Source organism: Mucilaginibacter sp. A5337, from assembly GCF_059690695.1.
The window spans coordinates 12381-26535 of sequence record NZ_JCAWEC010000015.1 but is presented as its reverse complement, the minus strand read 5'-3'; the positions used below and the strand labels follow the sequence as shown (position 1 = coordinate 26535).

The 14155-nt window shown below is 42.8% G+C and carries 9 protein-coding genes; 6 read left to right on the top strand and 3 right to left on the bottom strand.

Annotated elements, in window-relative coordinates:
- Positions 1-12: 12 nt before the first annotated feature.
- Both gmd and AC59JO_RS28715 read left to right on the top strand, forming a co-directional pair.
- Positions 13-1149, top strand: coding sequence for a GDP-mannose 4,6-dehydratase (gene gmd / locus AC59JO_RS28720; RefSeq protein ID WP_497309789.1), 1137 nt, complete (start codon positions 13-15; stop codon positions 1147-1149).
- Between the two features lie 28 nt (positions 1150-1177).
- Positions 1178-2764 carry a gliding motility protein RemB gene (locus AC59JO_RS28715; RefSeq protein ID WP_413665958.1) on the top strand — a complete coding sequence of 529 codons (1587 nt, stop codon included), beginning with the start codon at positions 1178-1180 and terminating at the stop codon, positions 2762-2764.
- A gap of 102 nt (positions 2765-2866) precedes the next feature.
- Here the strand turns inward: AC59JO_RS28715 and dxs are convergent, their stop codons facing one another.
- On the bottom strand, positions 2867-4798 hold the full coding sequence (dxs, locus tag AC59JO_RS28710; protein WP_413671141.1) for a 1-deoxy-D-xylulose-5-phosphate synthase: 1932 nt from the start codon (positions 4796-4798) through the stop codon (positions 2867-2869).
- Positions 4799-5008: 210 nt separating this feature from the next.
- On the opposite strand from dxs, the gene AC59JO_RS28705 reads away from it, so the two are divergent.
- From AC59JO_RS28705 to AC59JO_RS28690, 4 genes are all read left to right on the top strand, one after another.
- Complete coding sequence (locus AC59JO_RS28705) at positions 5009-6301, top strand: hypothetical protein (RefSeq protein ID WP_497309787.1); 1293 nt, start codon at positions 5009-5011, stop codon at positions 6299-6301.
- Positions 6302-6432: 131 nt separating this feature from the next.
- Positions 6433-7179, top strand: a complete 747-nt coding sequence (locus tag AC59JO_RS28700; protein ID WP_497309785.1) for a segregation and condensation protein A — start codon at positions 6433-6435, stop codon at positions 7177-7179.
- A gap of 395 nt (positions 7180-7574) precedes the next feature.
- Positions 7575-8861 carry a serine hydroxymethyltransferase gene (gene glyA, locus AC59JO_RS28695; protein ID WP_413665961.1) on the top strand — a complete coding sequence of 429 codons (1287 nt, stop codon included), beginning with the start codon at positions 7575-7577 and terminating at the stop codon, positions 8859-8861.
- 4 nt (positions 8862-8865) lie between these two features.
- A complete protein-coding gene (locus AC59JO_RS28690) occupies positions 8866-11994 on the top strand; it encodes a PAS domain S-box protein (RefSeq protein ID WP_497309783.1) in 3129 nt (1042 codons plus the stop codon).
- A gap of 334 nt (positions 11995-12328) precedes the next feature.
- Here the strand turns inward: AC59JO_RS28690 and AC59JO_RS28685 are convergent, their stop codons facing one another.
- Both AC59JO_RS28685 and rlmN read right to left on the bottom strand, forming a co-directional pair.
- Positions 12329-13027: a ComF family protein gene (locus tag AC59JO_RS28685; protein ID WP_497309781.1), complete on the bottom strand. Its 699-nt coding sequence runs from the start codon at positions 13025-13027 to the stop codon at positions 12329-12331.
- Positions 13028-13050: 23 nt separating this feature from the next.
- Complete coding sequence (gene rlmN, locus AC59JO_RS28680; protein ID WP_497309779.1) at positions 13051-14118, bottom strand: dual-specificity RNA methyltransferase RlmN; 1068 nt, start codon at positions 14116-14118, stop codon at positions 13051-13053.
- Positions 14119-14155 lie beyond the last annotated feature (37 nt).

The window sequence follows — 14155 nt, the reverse complement described above, 5'->3', positions numbered from 1 at the left end:
CGGTTACTACTAATGAAAAAGGCTTTAATTACAGGAATAACGGGTCAGGATGGTGCTTATTTAGCAGAGTTTTTGCTGAAGAAGGGCTATGAGGTACATGGGGTTAAACGCCGTTCATCGTTATTAAATACCGACAGGATAGACCATTTATACCATGATCCGCATGAGCCTGGTGTAAAGTTCAGGCTTCATTACGGCGACCTTACAGATTCAACTAACCTCATCAGGCTTATCCAGGAAGTTCAGCCCGACGAAATTTATAACCTGGCAGCTCAAAGCCATGTAAAAGTGAGTTTTGAAACGCCGGAGTATACCGCCAATGCCGATGGGGTTGGCGTGCTGCGTATTCTTGAAGCAGTAAGGCTTCTTGACCTCTCTAAAAAGACACGCATCTATCAGGCCTCCACATCCGAGCTTTATGGTTTGGTACAGGCTGTGCCGCAAAATGAAACTACTCCTTTTTATCCGCGCTCGCCTTACGCTGTAGCAAAACTATATGGCTACTGGATTGTAGTTAACTATCGCGAAGCTTATGGTATGTATGCCTGCAACGGGATTTTGTTTAACCATGAAAGCCCGGTAAGGGGCGAAACTTTTGTTACCCGTAAAATTACACGGGCAGCGTCAAAGATAGCTCTCGGCCTGCAAAATTGCCTGTATGTAGGTAACCTTTCGGCGCAGCGCGATTGGGGGCATGCCAAAGATTATATTGAAGCGATGTGGCTGATGCTGCAGCAGGAAACTGCCGAAGACTTTGTGATAGCAACCGGGGTGACCACTACCGTACGTGATTTTATCAGAATGGCGTTCCTGGAGTTGGGTGTTGAAGTTGAATTTAGCGGAAAGGACGAAAATGAACGTGGTGTGATCATTGATATTGACGAGGAAAGAGCCATTTCGCTTGGATTGAATTTGGACGCCCTAAGATTTGGGCAAACAGTTGTAAAGGTAGATCCGAGGTATTTCAGGCCAACGGAGGTTGATCTGCTAATTGGCGACGCTACAAAAGCTTATACTAAACTTGGATGGAAACCTAAGTATGACCTGCAGGCACTGGTAACCGATATGGTACTTGCAGATCTGCATTTGGTTAAGAAAGATGAATATCTGAAAAAAGGTGGTTTTAATACGCTTAATTATTTTGAATAAACAACGATAAATACCATATCAACTATATATGAAGAAAATATTTACAAGCATTACTTTCCTGTTTTTGATAAGTGGATTTGCGAAGGCCCAATCCGACTATCAGCCTTATAATTACCAGTTTTACCAAAAGCTTAATGAAGATGTTTATTCGACCAAAACACGTGTGCATAGCTCATTGAAGCCATTTATGGTTGATGATTCGCTTTTGAAAACTCATTACGATTCGTTAATGAACCTTAACGGACTTAAAGGGCGTTTTTTTAACGAGCATCAAATTGATGTTAAAAGCAATAATTCCACTTTTTATGCCGATCTGTTGCCCGACTTTAATTTGAGCCGCGATTTCTCGGGGAAAAAGAATACCAATTTTGGTACGCTGGGTATTCAGTTTGGCGGAACCGTTGGTAAAAACTTTTCATATAATGTGGCCGGTTATGAAAACCGCGCGGTATTGCCCAATTACCTGCAAACTTATGTTAACCAGGTTGGGATAGCTCCCGGGCAGGCATTCGCGGGTATTTATGGTAACGAATACCGCTGGTCATACATTACGGCTAATGTATCCTACACCCCGATAAAGTTTTTGAACATCAGCGCCGGCCGCGATAAAACTTTTGTTGGCGACGGCTATCGTTCATTGTTATTATCTGATTATGCATCGCCATATCCATTTTTTAAGTTAACAGCTACGCTGGGCAATGTACGTTATATGGCTATGTGGGCTTATTTCAATGATCCGCTATCGGTAAAAGTGGATAATGGAGATAGAAAAAAATTTGGTGTATTTCATTATTTAGACTGGAATGTATCTGACAGGTTATCATTCGGTTTCTTTGACGCAGTAATATGGGCGGCCAAAGATGATCAGGGCCATAAACGCGGATTTGACTTTACTTACATAAACCCTGTAATATTTTTAAGGCCTGTTGAGGCCTCAAATGGCTCACCTGATAACGCTTTGATTGGCTTTACAGGAAAGTATAAGCTAACAGATGGTATTACGGCTTATGGTCAGTTTGCACTTGATGAATTTGAATCATCAAGCTTTTTTTCAAGTAAGGGCAGCTCACGCAATAAATACGGTTTTCAGTTGGGCATAAGAGGAGCAAACCTGTTTAACGTTAAAGGCTTAAACTATTTGCTCGAAACTAATAATGTAAAGCCATATACCTACTCAGAACGTGCATCCGTACTTAATTATGCCGAAAATGGTGAGCCGCTTGGGCATCCCTGGGGGGCCAATTTCCGCGAAGCGGTTGCTTTGCTGAACTACTCATATAAACGGTTCGATTTTACCGGCGAGGTTGACTACGGCCATTATGGTTTAAATATCAATGGCCTTAACTATGGCAAAGACCTTTACCTTGCATACCAGGACCCGGCGCGACAGAATGGTAACTATACAGGACAGGGCTTAACCACCAATATGGTTTACCTGGAAGGAAAAGTAGCTTATTTAATTAATCCAAAGTATAATTTAAGGTTTGAGCTTGGAGGCTTGGTGCGCCGGGATAAGAACAACCAGTTTAATGATAAAACATCGATGCTGACATTTGGTATCCGCAGTTCATTCCGGGCTGTATATAATGATCTGGTGAGCTATAAGGTTCATTGATGATATTCCCGATATTAGGAATTATTTAATTTGAGAAATTAATGAACATAAAAAAAGCGACTGTCAGTCGCTTTTTTTATGTTATAATGTCATCATATTTTATTATGACGCTATATTATTCACATTCCGCTTTTCGGCCATATTCCTCACTTGCCGGGCTATGCCGTTGGCATCAAAGCCGCAGTCGGCCCAAAGTTCGGGTTGGTCGCCGTGTTCAATGAACTTATCAGGGATCCCCAGGCGTTTAACCTGGATATTGGTGTAGCCATTATCAGCCATAAATTCAAGCACTGCGCTGCCTGCACCGCCTTCAATGCAACCATCCTCAACGGTAATTACTTTACTAAAGTTTTTGAACACGTCATGCAATAAAGCTTCATCAAGCGGTTTTACAAAACGTAAATCGTAATGAGCCGGGTTATAACCTTCGGCATTAAGTTCGGCGATGGCTTTAACAACTTCGTTACCGATGGCACCTATAGATAGGATCGCCACATCATCGCCATCACAAACCTTACGGCCTTTGCCTACAGGGATAACCTTGAACGGACGTTGCCAGTCAACCATAACGCCATTACCGCGTGGATATCTGATCACGAATGGTCCCATGTTTTCCTGCTGTGCGGTAAACATCAGGTTTCGCAGTTCTTCCTCGTTCATTGGGGCAGATACAACCATGTTAGGGATACAACGCATATATGCCATGTCATAAGCACCGTGGTGTGTAGCGCCGTCAGCTCCGGCAAATCCGGCACGGTCAAGGCAAAATACTACATTGAGCTTTTGTATGGCCACGTCATGGATCACCTGGTCATAAGCCCGTTGCATAAAGCTGGAATATATATTACAAAACGGAACAAGCCCTTGTGTCGCTAAACCGGCAGAGAAAGTTACCGCATGCTGTTCGGCAATGCCCACGTCAAACGCACGGTTTGGCATGGCCTTCATCATGAGGTTTAATGAACAGCCTGATGGCATGGCCGGAGTAATACCCATGATCTTGGGGTTTTGCTCGGCCAGTTCAATGATACTGTGCCCAAACACATCCTGGTATTTAGGAGGCTGTGGCTTGTCATATTTGGCTTTTTTGATCTCACCGGTGATTTTGTCGAATAAACCGGGAGCATGCCATTTGGTTTGATCCTTTTCGGCAAGGGCATAGCCTTTACCTTTTACAGTGATGCAATGCAATAATTTAGGGCCCGGAATATCGCGCAGGTCCTTTAATACTTTTACCAGATGGTTGACATCGTGACCGTCAATAGGGCCAAAATAACGGAACTTAAGCGCCTCAAAAAAGTTGCTGCGTTTAAGTAAGGTGCCTTTGATGCTCTTTTCAAGCTTTTGGGCTATCTTAAAGGCATCCGGGCCAATTGATGATAATTTGGCCAGTACATGGGCAATATCGTCTCTGAAGCGGTTATATGGCTTTGAGATGGTAATATCAGTCAGGTATTCTTTCAATGCACCAACGTTAGGGTCGATGGCCATATTATTATCATTCAGGATCACCAGCAGGTTGGAGTTTTCAATACCTGCATGGTTAAGCGCTTCAAAAGCCATACCCGCGGTCATCGCACCATCGCCAATTACGGCTACATGTTGCCTGTCGGTTTCGCCTTTATAATGCGAAGCGACAGCCATACCCAATGCTGCAGATATAGAAGTTGATGAATGGCCTACACCGAAAGTGTCATATTCACTTTCCGAACGTTTTGGAAAGCCGCTGATACCGCCGTGGATACGGTTGGTGTGAAACTCATCCCGGCGGCCGGTAAGTATTTTGTGGCCGTAAGCCTGGTGGCCAACGTCCCAAACTAACTGATCGTAAGGTGTATTGAGTATATATTGTAAAGCTACCGTAAGTTCAACCACTCCCAGGCTGGCGGCAAAGTGCCCGCCATTAACAGATACTACGTCAATAATATACTGGCGTAGCTCTTTGCATACCTGTTCAAGCTCTGTTTCATTAAGTAGCTTTAAATCAGATGGATAATTTATTTTTTGTAATAAATTCCCGGCCGGTACCTGCATTGACATTCGTAAGGATATTTAACCTGCAAAATAAACTAATTATTGTTAAAATAAGGACATATAAATGTATTAATTGTTTTGCAGGCCTGCCAGATACAGGATAAAGTGCAATAGTACCCGGTTAGTTTAAAGTAGGTAAAATATTTATCTGCCTGGGTTAGCGTAATTTATTATATTTAGCCTTATCCAAACCGTCAACCTTGTTATCATATGACCGAGACTACCGTAGCCCCGCTTTATTGGTCGGCCCTGCAAAAAATAGCATTGAGATTTTTCCTCTTATTATTCATATTATACATCTTTTTTAATCCCAATGGAGTATTGCCTTACACCGATGTTATCGCCGAATATCTTATCCAGCCTTTCCACATCATTATTCCCTGGCTGTCTAAAAATTTATTGCACATGCCGCAACCCATTACCACTTTTACAAATGGCAGCGGCGATACTACGTATGATTATCTTGTTATTTTATTCATAGCAACCGTATCTGCAATAGCGACAGTAATATGGTCGGCACTTGACCGAAAAGCCCGAAATTATAACAAGTTATTTTATTGGCTTTGTGTGATTTTGCGGTATTACGTGGGGATAACCATGCTTAGCTATGGTTTTGTAAAGATTATTAAACTACAGTTTCCCTCTCCGTCGCCCGGGCGATTACTGCAATCATTTGGTAATGCTTCGCCCATGGGCCTGGCCTGGACATACATGGGCTACTCAACCGGCTTTAACTATTTCACCGGCATAGCGGAGGTTTCTTGTGGTTTGTTCTTGTTTTTTCGTAAAACCACAACGCTGGGCGCAGTGCTGGGCTTAGTAGTTGCGGGTAATATTATGGCTATAAATTATTGTTTTGATGTGCCGGTTAAGTTATTGTCGACCACACTGGTGCTTATGTCGCTGTTTTTGCTTGCAAAGGATGCCCACCGGCTTGTCAATTTCTTTTTCCTTAACAAAACTGCACATCCATCCGAAATTGAACCGCACAGGTTTAGGCGGAAATGGAAAAATATTACGCTTTCTGTTGTTAAATATGTTTTGCTTGTTTACCTGCTGATATCAAACATTGATGGCGATATAAAAGCCGCTGCCCAATACGGAGAGGCTGCTGTGAAGCCGCACTTTTACGGTATTTATGATATTCAAAGCTATGTTGTGAATAAAGACACCATTGCGCCGCTAACTACCAATGCAGAACGATGGCGTAAACTGATAGTAGGGAACTTCGGCCGCTCAACTGTTAAAAAAATGAACGACAGCACGCAGAATTATACTTTCAGAGAGGACATTAAGGCACATACCATAGTGATGTTTACTGATGCTGATACATCTGCCAAGTATCATTTTACTTATTTTGAACCTGCGAAAGACAGCCTGATACTGAAAGGAAAGCTTGGTCTGGATTCGATTAAGATCAGCATGAAGAAATTCGACATGAAAAATTTCAGGCTCATTAACCGCGGCTTTCATTGGGTAAATGAATATCCTTATAACAAGTAGTGTAAAGTTAATAGTACTAAGTCTTAAGTCAAAAGTTAAAATTGTTCTTTTTTGACTTAGAACTTAAGACTTTCGACTAACAACTTATTGGTAATCACTTGATGTTGTAAAATGCTTATTTTTGACCCTTTATGACCGAAGATAGTTTTGCCATTAGGTTACCCCAGTTTGAAGGCCCGTTTGATCTGCTGCTGTTTTTCATTGAACGCGATGAGCTGGATATCCACGATATCCCGATAGCCAAAATTGCCGATGATTTTCTGAACTACCTGCACCAGATGTCAAGCCTCAACATGGAAATTGCCAGCGAATTTATTTTCGTTGCGGCGACGCTTATGCGTATCAAGGCCAAAATGTTGCTGCCGCGCTACGGTACCGAAGAAGCGGCCGATGACCCGGACACCAAAGAAAACCTGATCAGGAAACTCATCGAATACAAAAAATTCAAGGAGGTGTGTGAAGAGATCAGGCCGATGGAGGACGAGCGCTTTAAGCAGGAAAAGCGGGGCAATATTATACATGACCTTGAGCTGGTTGAAAAAGTTGCCATTCCCGGCGAAGAACTATCCGAACTAACCCTTTACCGCCTCATGGTTGTTTACGAACGGATGCTCCGCAATTTTACCCGGCGCAGCGAAGAAGTGAAACATACGGTTGTGCAATATCCCTATACCATCGAAAAACAAAAGAAAGCAGTTGCCGATTTACTCAGGATCAACAAAATGCTCGATTTTAAAGCCATCGCAAAAGAATCTGAAAATAAGGTGCATTTTGTGTACAATTTTTTAGCTGTGCTGGAAATGCTGCAACAGGATTTAATTGATATTCAGATAGGATTGGGATATAATAATTTTTGGATCTCGCCTAAAGAGATATGAGATATTAGATTTGAGACAAAAAAAGTCGGGTGTTTTACAAAAGCTAAAGCCACCGGTTAGTTTATCATAGGCTGATTTTTGGACTGATGTTCCCAAAGAAATCAAGCAGGCTATTCAAAAAGCTAAAGAACAACTTGATCGGGGGTGAAGGCATTGTTCATTATCAAGTGATGGAAAAAATAAAGTCAAGATTTCTCAATGGGTGAAGTTGTTTGCTATTCAATAGCATGATATCATAAAATTCTGGTAATTTATTCGCCGTAAATACCTGATTGGCAAATAATATTGCGTTTGCTTTTGATTAAGTAAAATCTAACATTGCCCTGTCTCAAATCTCACATCTCACATCTCAAATCTATATCAATTGCTTAACTTAGCGCCGTTAAAAACACACAATGAAAAGAGACAAACTGATATTTAAGCTATTGGATGAAGAGCAGCAACGCCAGGAAGAAGGCATTGAACTTATAGCATCTGAGAATTTTGTAAGCAGGCAGGTTATGGAAGCTGCAGGTTCTGTTGCAACCAACAAATATGCCGAAGGTTTACCGGGCAAGCGCTATTATGGCGGCTGCCAGGTGGTTGACGAAATTGAAACCATAGCTATCGAGCGCGCTAAGCAATTGTTTAATGCCGAGTGGGTTAACGTACAACCGCATTCAGGTGCACAGGCAAACGCGGCAGTTATGCTTGCTGTATTGCAGCCGGGCGATAAAATATTAGGTTTTGACCTTTCTCATGGTGGTCACTTAACACATGGTTCGCCTGTTAACTTTTCGGGTAAGTTGTATGAGCCCCATTTTTATGGTGTAAATAAAGAAACCGGTTTGGTTGACTATGATCAGTTAAAAGAAGTAGCCCTGCGCGAAAAACCAAAACTGATCATCGCAGGTGCTTCGGCATACTCGCGCGATTGGGATTATGAATTTATCCGTAAGGTAGCTGATGAAGTTGGTGCTTTGGTTCTGGCTGATATTTCACACCCTGCAGGTTTAATTGCCCGCGGTTTATTGACCGATCCACTGCCGCATTGCCACATTGTTACTACCACTACCCACAAAACTTTACGTGGTCCGCGTGGTGGTTTAATTATGATGGGTAAGGATTTTGAAAACCCATTCGGTATCAAAACTCCAAAAGGCGAGATCAGGATGATGTCGTCATTGTTGGATATGGCTGTATTCCCAGGTACACAGGGTGGTCCGTTGGAGCATATCATTGCCGCTAAAGCTGTTGCTTTTGGCGAAGCTTTGAGCGAAAACTACATGAAATATATTGTACAGGTTAAAAAGAATGCCGACGCTATGGCCGAAGCATTTGTGAAACTGGGCTACCAGATCATATCTGGCGGTACCGATAACCACCTAATGCTAATCGATCTTCGTAACAAAAATATCACCGGTAAAGCTGCCGAAAACGCATTGGTAACTGCCGATATCACTGTGAACAAAAACATGGTGCCATATGATGATAAATCACCATTTGTAACTTCAGGTATCCGTGTGGGTACTGCGGCTATCACTACCCGCGGCATGAAGGAAAAACATATGGAACATATTGTTGAATTGATAGATGCTGTAATTACTGATCCTGAAAATGAACATTCTATCAAGAAAATCCGTAAAAGGGTTCACAAGTTAATGTACGACTTTCCGTTGTACAGAGATAAGGACACAGAGTAAAAAAATGACACCAAGGCAGGAAGATCCATCAAACATAGAAAATAAGCGTTTGGCCGCGCTTAAATCATATAATGTTTTGGATACCATGCCCGAAAAGGAGTACGATGCTATCACGCGTTTAGCTTCTTATATATGCCAGGTACCGGTAGCGCTGATATCGCTGCTTGATGCCGAAAGGCAATGGTTTAAATCAACATACGGCGTCGACGTGGGGGAAACACCCCGCGCCGACGCTTTTTGTAACCGCACTATCCAATCAGACACCATTCTTGAAATAACCGATTCCAAACAGGATGAGGAGTTTAAGGATAACCCCATAGCCAATGAAATGGGCGTTCGCTTTTATGCCGGCGCACCATTAATAGACCCGGATGGTCACAGGCTTGGCTCGTTATGTGTGATTGATACAAAACCCCGAAAACTCACTGCCGAACAACGTGATGCACTCCGCACATTAGCAGATGAAGTAATGTCGCACCTGCTGCTCCGTAAGCAAAAATTGGAGCTGGAGCAAACGCTCAAAAGCCACCAGGAATTTCACAATCTCTTTGATAGCTCTCCTGATGTTCATTGTATAATGGACAGGGATTTTAATATCGAGCAAATCAACCGTTCTGTCAAAAATGTTTTAGGTTATTCGCCTGTCGAGGTTATAGGTAAACCTATCTGGAGCTTTTTTCAGGAAGAAGAGCGGGCTAAATCATTGTCGATAATAAAAAATGGCTTAAGCAGGCAGCAGCGCTATTTTGAAATAGAAGCACATATTATAACGCCATCCGGCGATATCAAATGCATTAGTTGGACGGTAAGTTTTAAAAATGATAAATGGTTTGCCGGTGGGCGCGATATCAGCTATCAGAAGAAGGTGGCCGATGAACTGGCGTTATTATCGCTGGTAGCAAGTAAAGTTACCAGCGGTGTGGTGATCAGCAATGCGGCCGATGAAGTGATGTGGACCAATGAAGCTTTTGAGCAAATAACGGGCTATAATCAGGCCGATGTTGAAAACCGGCGCTTGCGCGATGTGCTTAAAGGCGTGCCGCTGGATGCCGAAGCAGTAAAACGGCTTGATGAAGCCATCCGTAAACAGGTATCTTATGAGGTTGACTTGTTGATAGATAAAAAAGATGGCGAACCTGTTTGGATCTCGGTATTTAATTCGGTGATCCGCGATAGTGCCGGGCAAACTGATAAATTTATCAGGGTTATCATTGATATAACCCAGCGAAAAAAAATTGAGCAAGACCTGGAGATCCTTTCGTTTGCTGCCCGCAAATCGCCAAGCGGTATTTTGATCCGCAGTAATACCGGCGAAGTGGTCTGGATGAACGAAGCCCTCGAGAACATAATCGGCTATACCTTTAATGAAATGCAGGGTAAAATGTTTGGTACCATGTTACTGGGCGAAGATACCGACCTTAATGTATTTAATGCGGCGGTAAAAGCTGTAGAGGAAAAACGGGGCTATGAGATTGAAATAAAAATATATAAAAAAGATAAGACACCAATCTGGGTGTTTTTGTCGAATAGTCCGCTGTTTAATGAAATAGGCAATGTTGAAAGGCAGATAGCTGTCATGGTTGATATTACAGAGCGCAAGAAAACCGAAGAGCAGGTAACCATGCTTTCGTTGGTGGCCAGCAGTACGGCCAGCGGTGTTGTAATTAACAATAGCGATGGCAAGGTTGAATGGGTGAATAAAGCCTTTGAACAGATTACAGGCTATACTTTGCTTGATGTAGAGAACAACCATCTTGGTGATGTGCTTAAAGGCGAGCTTACGGATGTATCCATTATTCAAAAGGCGCGCGAACTGTCCCGCAACAAACAATCATTTGAGGTGGATCTGTTGGTTTACCGAAAGGACAGGCAGCCTTTATGGATCTCGGTTATCAACTCGGTAATCATTAACAGCAAGGGCGAAGTTGATAAATATATAGAGGTTATCATCGACATAACTGCTAAAAAGAAGGCCGAAATTGAACTGATCACTGCCCGCGAAGAAGCCATACAGCTAAGTCGCGCCAAAGATATGTTCATATCGGTGATGAGCCACGAAATCCGTACGCCGCTGAATGCTGTAATTGGCATGTCGCATTTGTTACTGGAGGATGATCCGCCTGAAGGGCAGAAGGAAAATTTGAATATCCTGAAGTTTTCGGCCGAAAACCTGATGACACTGATTAACGATGTGCTGGATTTTGCCAAGATCGAAACCGGAAATGTGGAGCTTGAAAAGGCGCGGGTTGATTTAACGGAGCTTGTTCAAAGCATAACAAGTTCGATGCAATATAAAGCCGGCGAAAAAAATATATATATTAGCAAAAGCATCGATGAGGCCATACCCAAAGTTGTTTTGGGCGACCGCACCCGGCTGATCCAGATATTATTAAACCTGGTTGGTAATGCTATTAAATTTACCAATAAAGGTGGTGTCACTATCGACCTGCGGGTGATACAAGAGACCGAACAGGATGTGCGTATACGGTTTGCTGTAATTGATACGGGCATAGGCATTGCGGCCAATAAACTGGGCACCATATTTGAGCAGTTTAAGCAGGCCGAAATGGATACCACGCGTAAATATGGAGGCACAGGCCTTGGCCTGGCTATCAGCAAGCGATTAATCGAGCTGCATGACTCGCGCATAAATGTTGACAGCGTGCCGGGACAAGGTTCAACCTTTTGGTTTACCATAGGTTTTAAAAAGGGTGATTACCAGTTAAACAGAAATAGCAATAACGTGGAAGAAGGACTTAAAATAAATGTTTTGGTAGTGGATGACAACCAGATAAACCGCCTGCTCATTAATAAAATATTGAAGAAGTGGGGTGCCAATGCTGATTTTGCCGAAAACGGCATTGAGGCTATTGAAAAGGTTGAAGTAAACCGCAACTATAACGTGGTACTGATGGATATCCATATGCCAGAAATGGGCGGTTTGGAAGCTGCCGGTATCATTCGTTCTAAAACAGATACTTATTTCCAGCAATTGCCAATTATTGCTCTTACGGCTTCTATGCTCAGTAATCAAATGGGTGAGATCAACGACGCCGGCATGAATGATTACATCCTTAAGCCTTTCGATCCAAGGGTGCTTTACGATAAACTAAGCAGGTATCAGCAACAGTAGCCTCCCAACCCCCTGAAGGGGGAGTTTTGATTTGCGTTTTCTTGTTCTTCTAATGGCGCATGGGGCAGCGTTAGGGATGGGAGCGGATACCGGCCTGTGGCTAATGCCTTGTGCAGTATGAGCGTACAGCCCGGGCCGCAGGCAACGCCCATATTATAAAATTAATCGAAATATTCCTTATAATCAACGGTTTACGATCATGTCATTATAGGTAATAGCGCGACAATCGCACGGAAGCAGATCTTCTGTATAGCATGCGATTTGGCTCGTTACCCTCAAATTTATTCCTGTTTCGCTCCTTACAACAATGACATAGGTTAAAATATTAACGGGTTTACACCGCGTAAGCTATCGCAGCTATACTCAACTTCAATCCCGGTACTTTCAATAATTCAGCACCGCAGGCTTCGAGGGTTGAGCCGGTGGTTACTATATCATCAACAAGCAAAACATGTTTGCCTGCAAGTGTCGCAGGATCTTTAACGGCAAAAACATTCTGCATGTTTTCGAACCGGGCAAAGCGTGATCGTTGGGTTTGCGTTTTTGTAGCCACTGTACGTACGAGGCTATGCTCATCAACAACAGCATTTAGTTTTTCGGCAAGGCCGTAAGCAAAGCAGGCGCTTTGGTTGTAGCCGCGTTCGCGCAGGCGGCGTTTATGTAGCGGAACGGGGATTATTACATCTGCGGTATTGAAAATATCATTTTCAGTCAGCTGAACCCCGGCTATATTGCCAAGCATGTTGCCTATTTGCTGCATGCCCTTGTATTTAAAGTGGTGCATCAGGTTCTGGATTTTGCCGCCCTTATGGAAATAATAAAGTGCATAAGCTGCTTCGATATTGATTTTACCCCAAAACTGCTGGGCTACAATGTTGGCAGGCTGCTGGTGAAAATTAGTAAAAGGCAAATTGAAACGGCAATCACTACAAATGATGTGTTCACCGGCTACTAAACTTGCCTGGCAGGCCGGGCAAAGTTCCGGGAACAGCAGGGCCGCAAAATCGGCAAGATAGGCACGCAGTATATTCATGCCCTCAATTTAATACGGATTTTTTAAACTTCGGCCAGTTTATCTTTTTCTTTGATAGCAAGTTGGCCACAAGCTGCATCAATATCCTTACCACGGCTGCGGCGAAGGTGTGTGTTGATGCCCTGTTTAGTAAGGTAATCTGCAAATGCCTCAACTTTATCTTCGCCTGCGTTGATGTAGCTGGCAAAGGCAATGGGGTTATATTCAATGATATTTACCTTGCAGGGCAGGTGCTTGCAAAATTTAGCCAGTTCCATAGCGTCCTGGATACCATCGTTTACACCATCAAAAATAATGTACTCGTAAGTTACCGGGTTTTTGGTTTTGGCATAGTAATATTTCAACGCCTCGGCCAATGCCTTTAACGAGTTTTGCTCGTTGATGGGCATAATGGTATTACGCTTTTCATCGTTTGCCGCATGCAGGGAAAGGGCGAGGTTAAATTTCACCTGGTCGTCGCCCAGTTTTTTGATCATTTTGGCAATGCCGGCGGTTGATACGGTAATACGTTTGGCTGCCATATTAAGCCCATCTTCGGAGGTGATGCGCTCAATTGATTTCATCATGTTGGCATAATTAAGCAATGGCTCGCCCATACCCATGTAAACAATATTTGATAAAGGCTGACCGTAATTTTCGCGGGCTTGCTGATCAATCAAAACTACCTGATCGTAAATTTCATCGGGGTTGAGGTTCCTTTTGCGCTCCATATAACCGGTAGCGCAAAATTTACAGGTAAGGCTGCAACCCACCTGCGATGATACACAGGCTGTCATACGGCCGGGAGTAGGTATTAATACGCCCTCAATTAGATGGTTATCATGTAAAATAAAAGAATTTTTTATAGTTTTATCAGCACTAACCTGTGAAGAATTAATTTTTACGTTATTAATTACAAAATTTGCATCCAGTTTAGCACGGAGTTCTTTTGAAATATTGCTCATCTCGTTGAAAGAAAAGCAAGATTTTTTCCAAAGCCATTCATACACCTGTTTTGCCCTGAAGCCTTTTTCATCCATACGGATAAAATGCTCCTGTAATGCATTCAGGCTCAGGCTACGGATGTCAATTTTATGTTTTGTATTGTTCACAATGCAAAAGTACTTAAATTTAAAAAAATCTATCTTT

Coding starts and splice junctions, on each gene's coding strand:
- dxs (WP_413671141.1), bottom strand. CDS start 4,798: ATGCAGGTACCGGCCGGGAATTTATTACAAAAAATAAATTATCCATCT.
- gmd (WP_497309789.1), top strand. CDS start 13: ATGAAAAAGGCTTTAATTACAGGAATAACGGGTCAGGATGGTGCTTAT.
- AC59JO_RS28705 (WP_497309787.1), top strand. CDS start 5,009: ATGACCGAGACTACCGTAGCCCCGCTTTATTGGTCGGCCCTGCAAAAA.
- AC59JO_RS28700 (WP_497309785.1), top strand. CDS start 6,433: ATGACCGAAGATAGTTTTGCCATTAGGTTACCCCAGTTTGAAGGCCCG.
- AC59JO_RS28685 (WP_497309781.1), bottom strand. CDS start 13,027: ATGAATATACTGCGTGCCTATCTTGCCGATTTTGCGGCCCTGCTGTTC.
- AC59JO_RS28715 (WP_413665958.1), top strand. CDS start 1,178: ATGAAGAAAATATTTACAAGCATTACTTTCCTGTTTTTGATAAGTGGA.
- glyA (WP_413665961.1), top strand. CDS start 7,575: ATGAAAAGAGACAAACTGATATTTAAGCTATTGGATGAAGAGCAGCAA.
- AC59JO_RS28690 (WP_497309783.1), top strand. CDS start 8,866: ATGACACCAAGGCAGGAAGATCCATCAAACATAGAAAATAAGCGTTTG.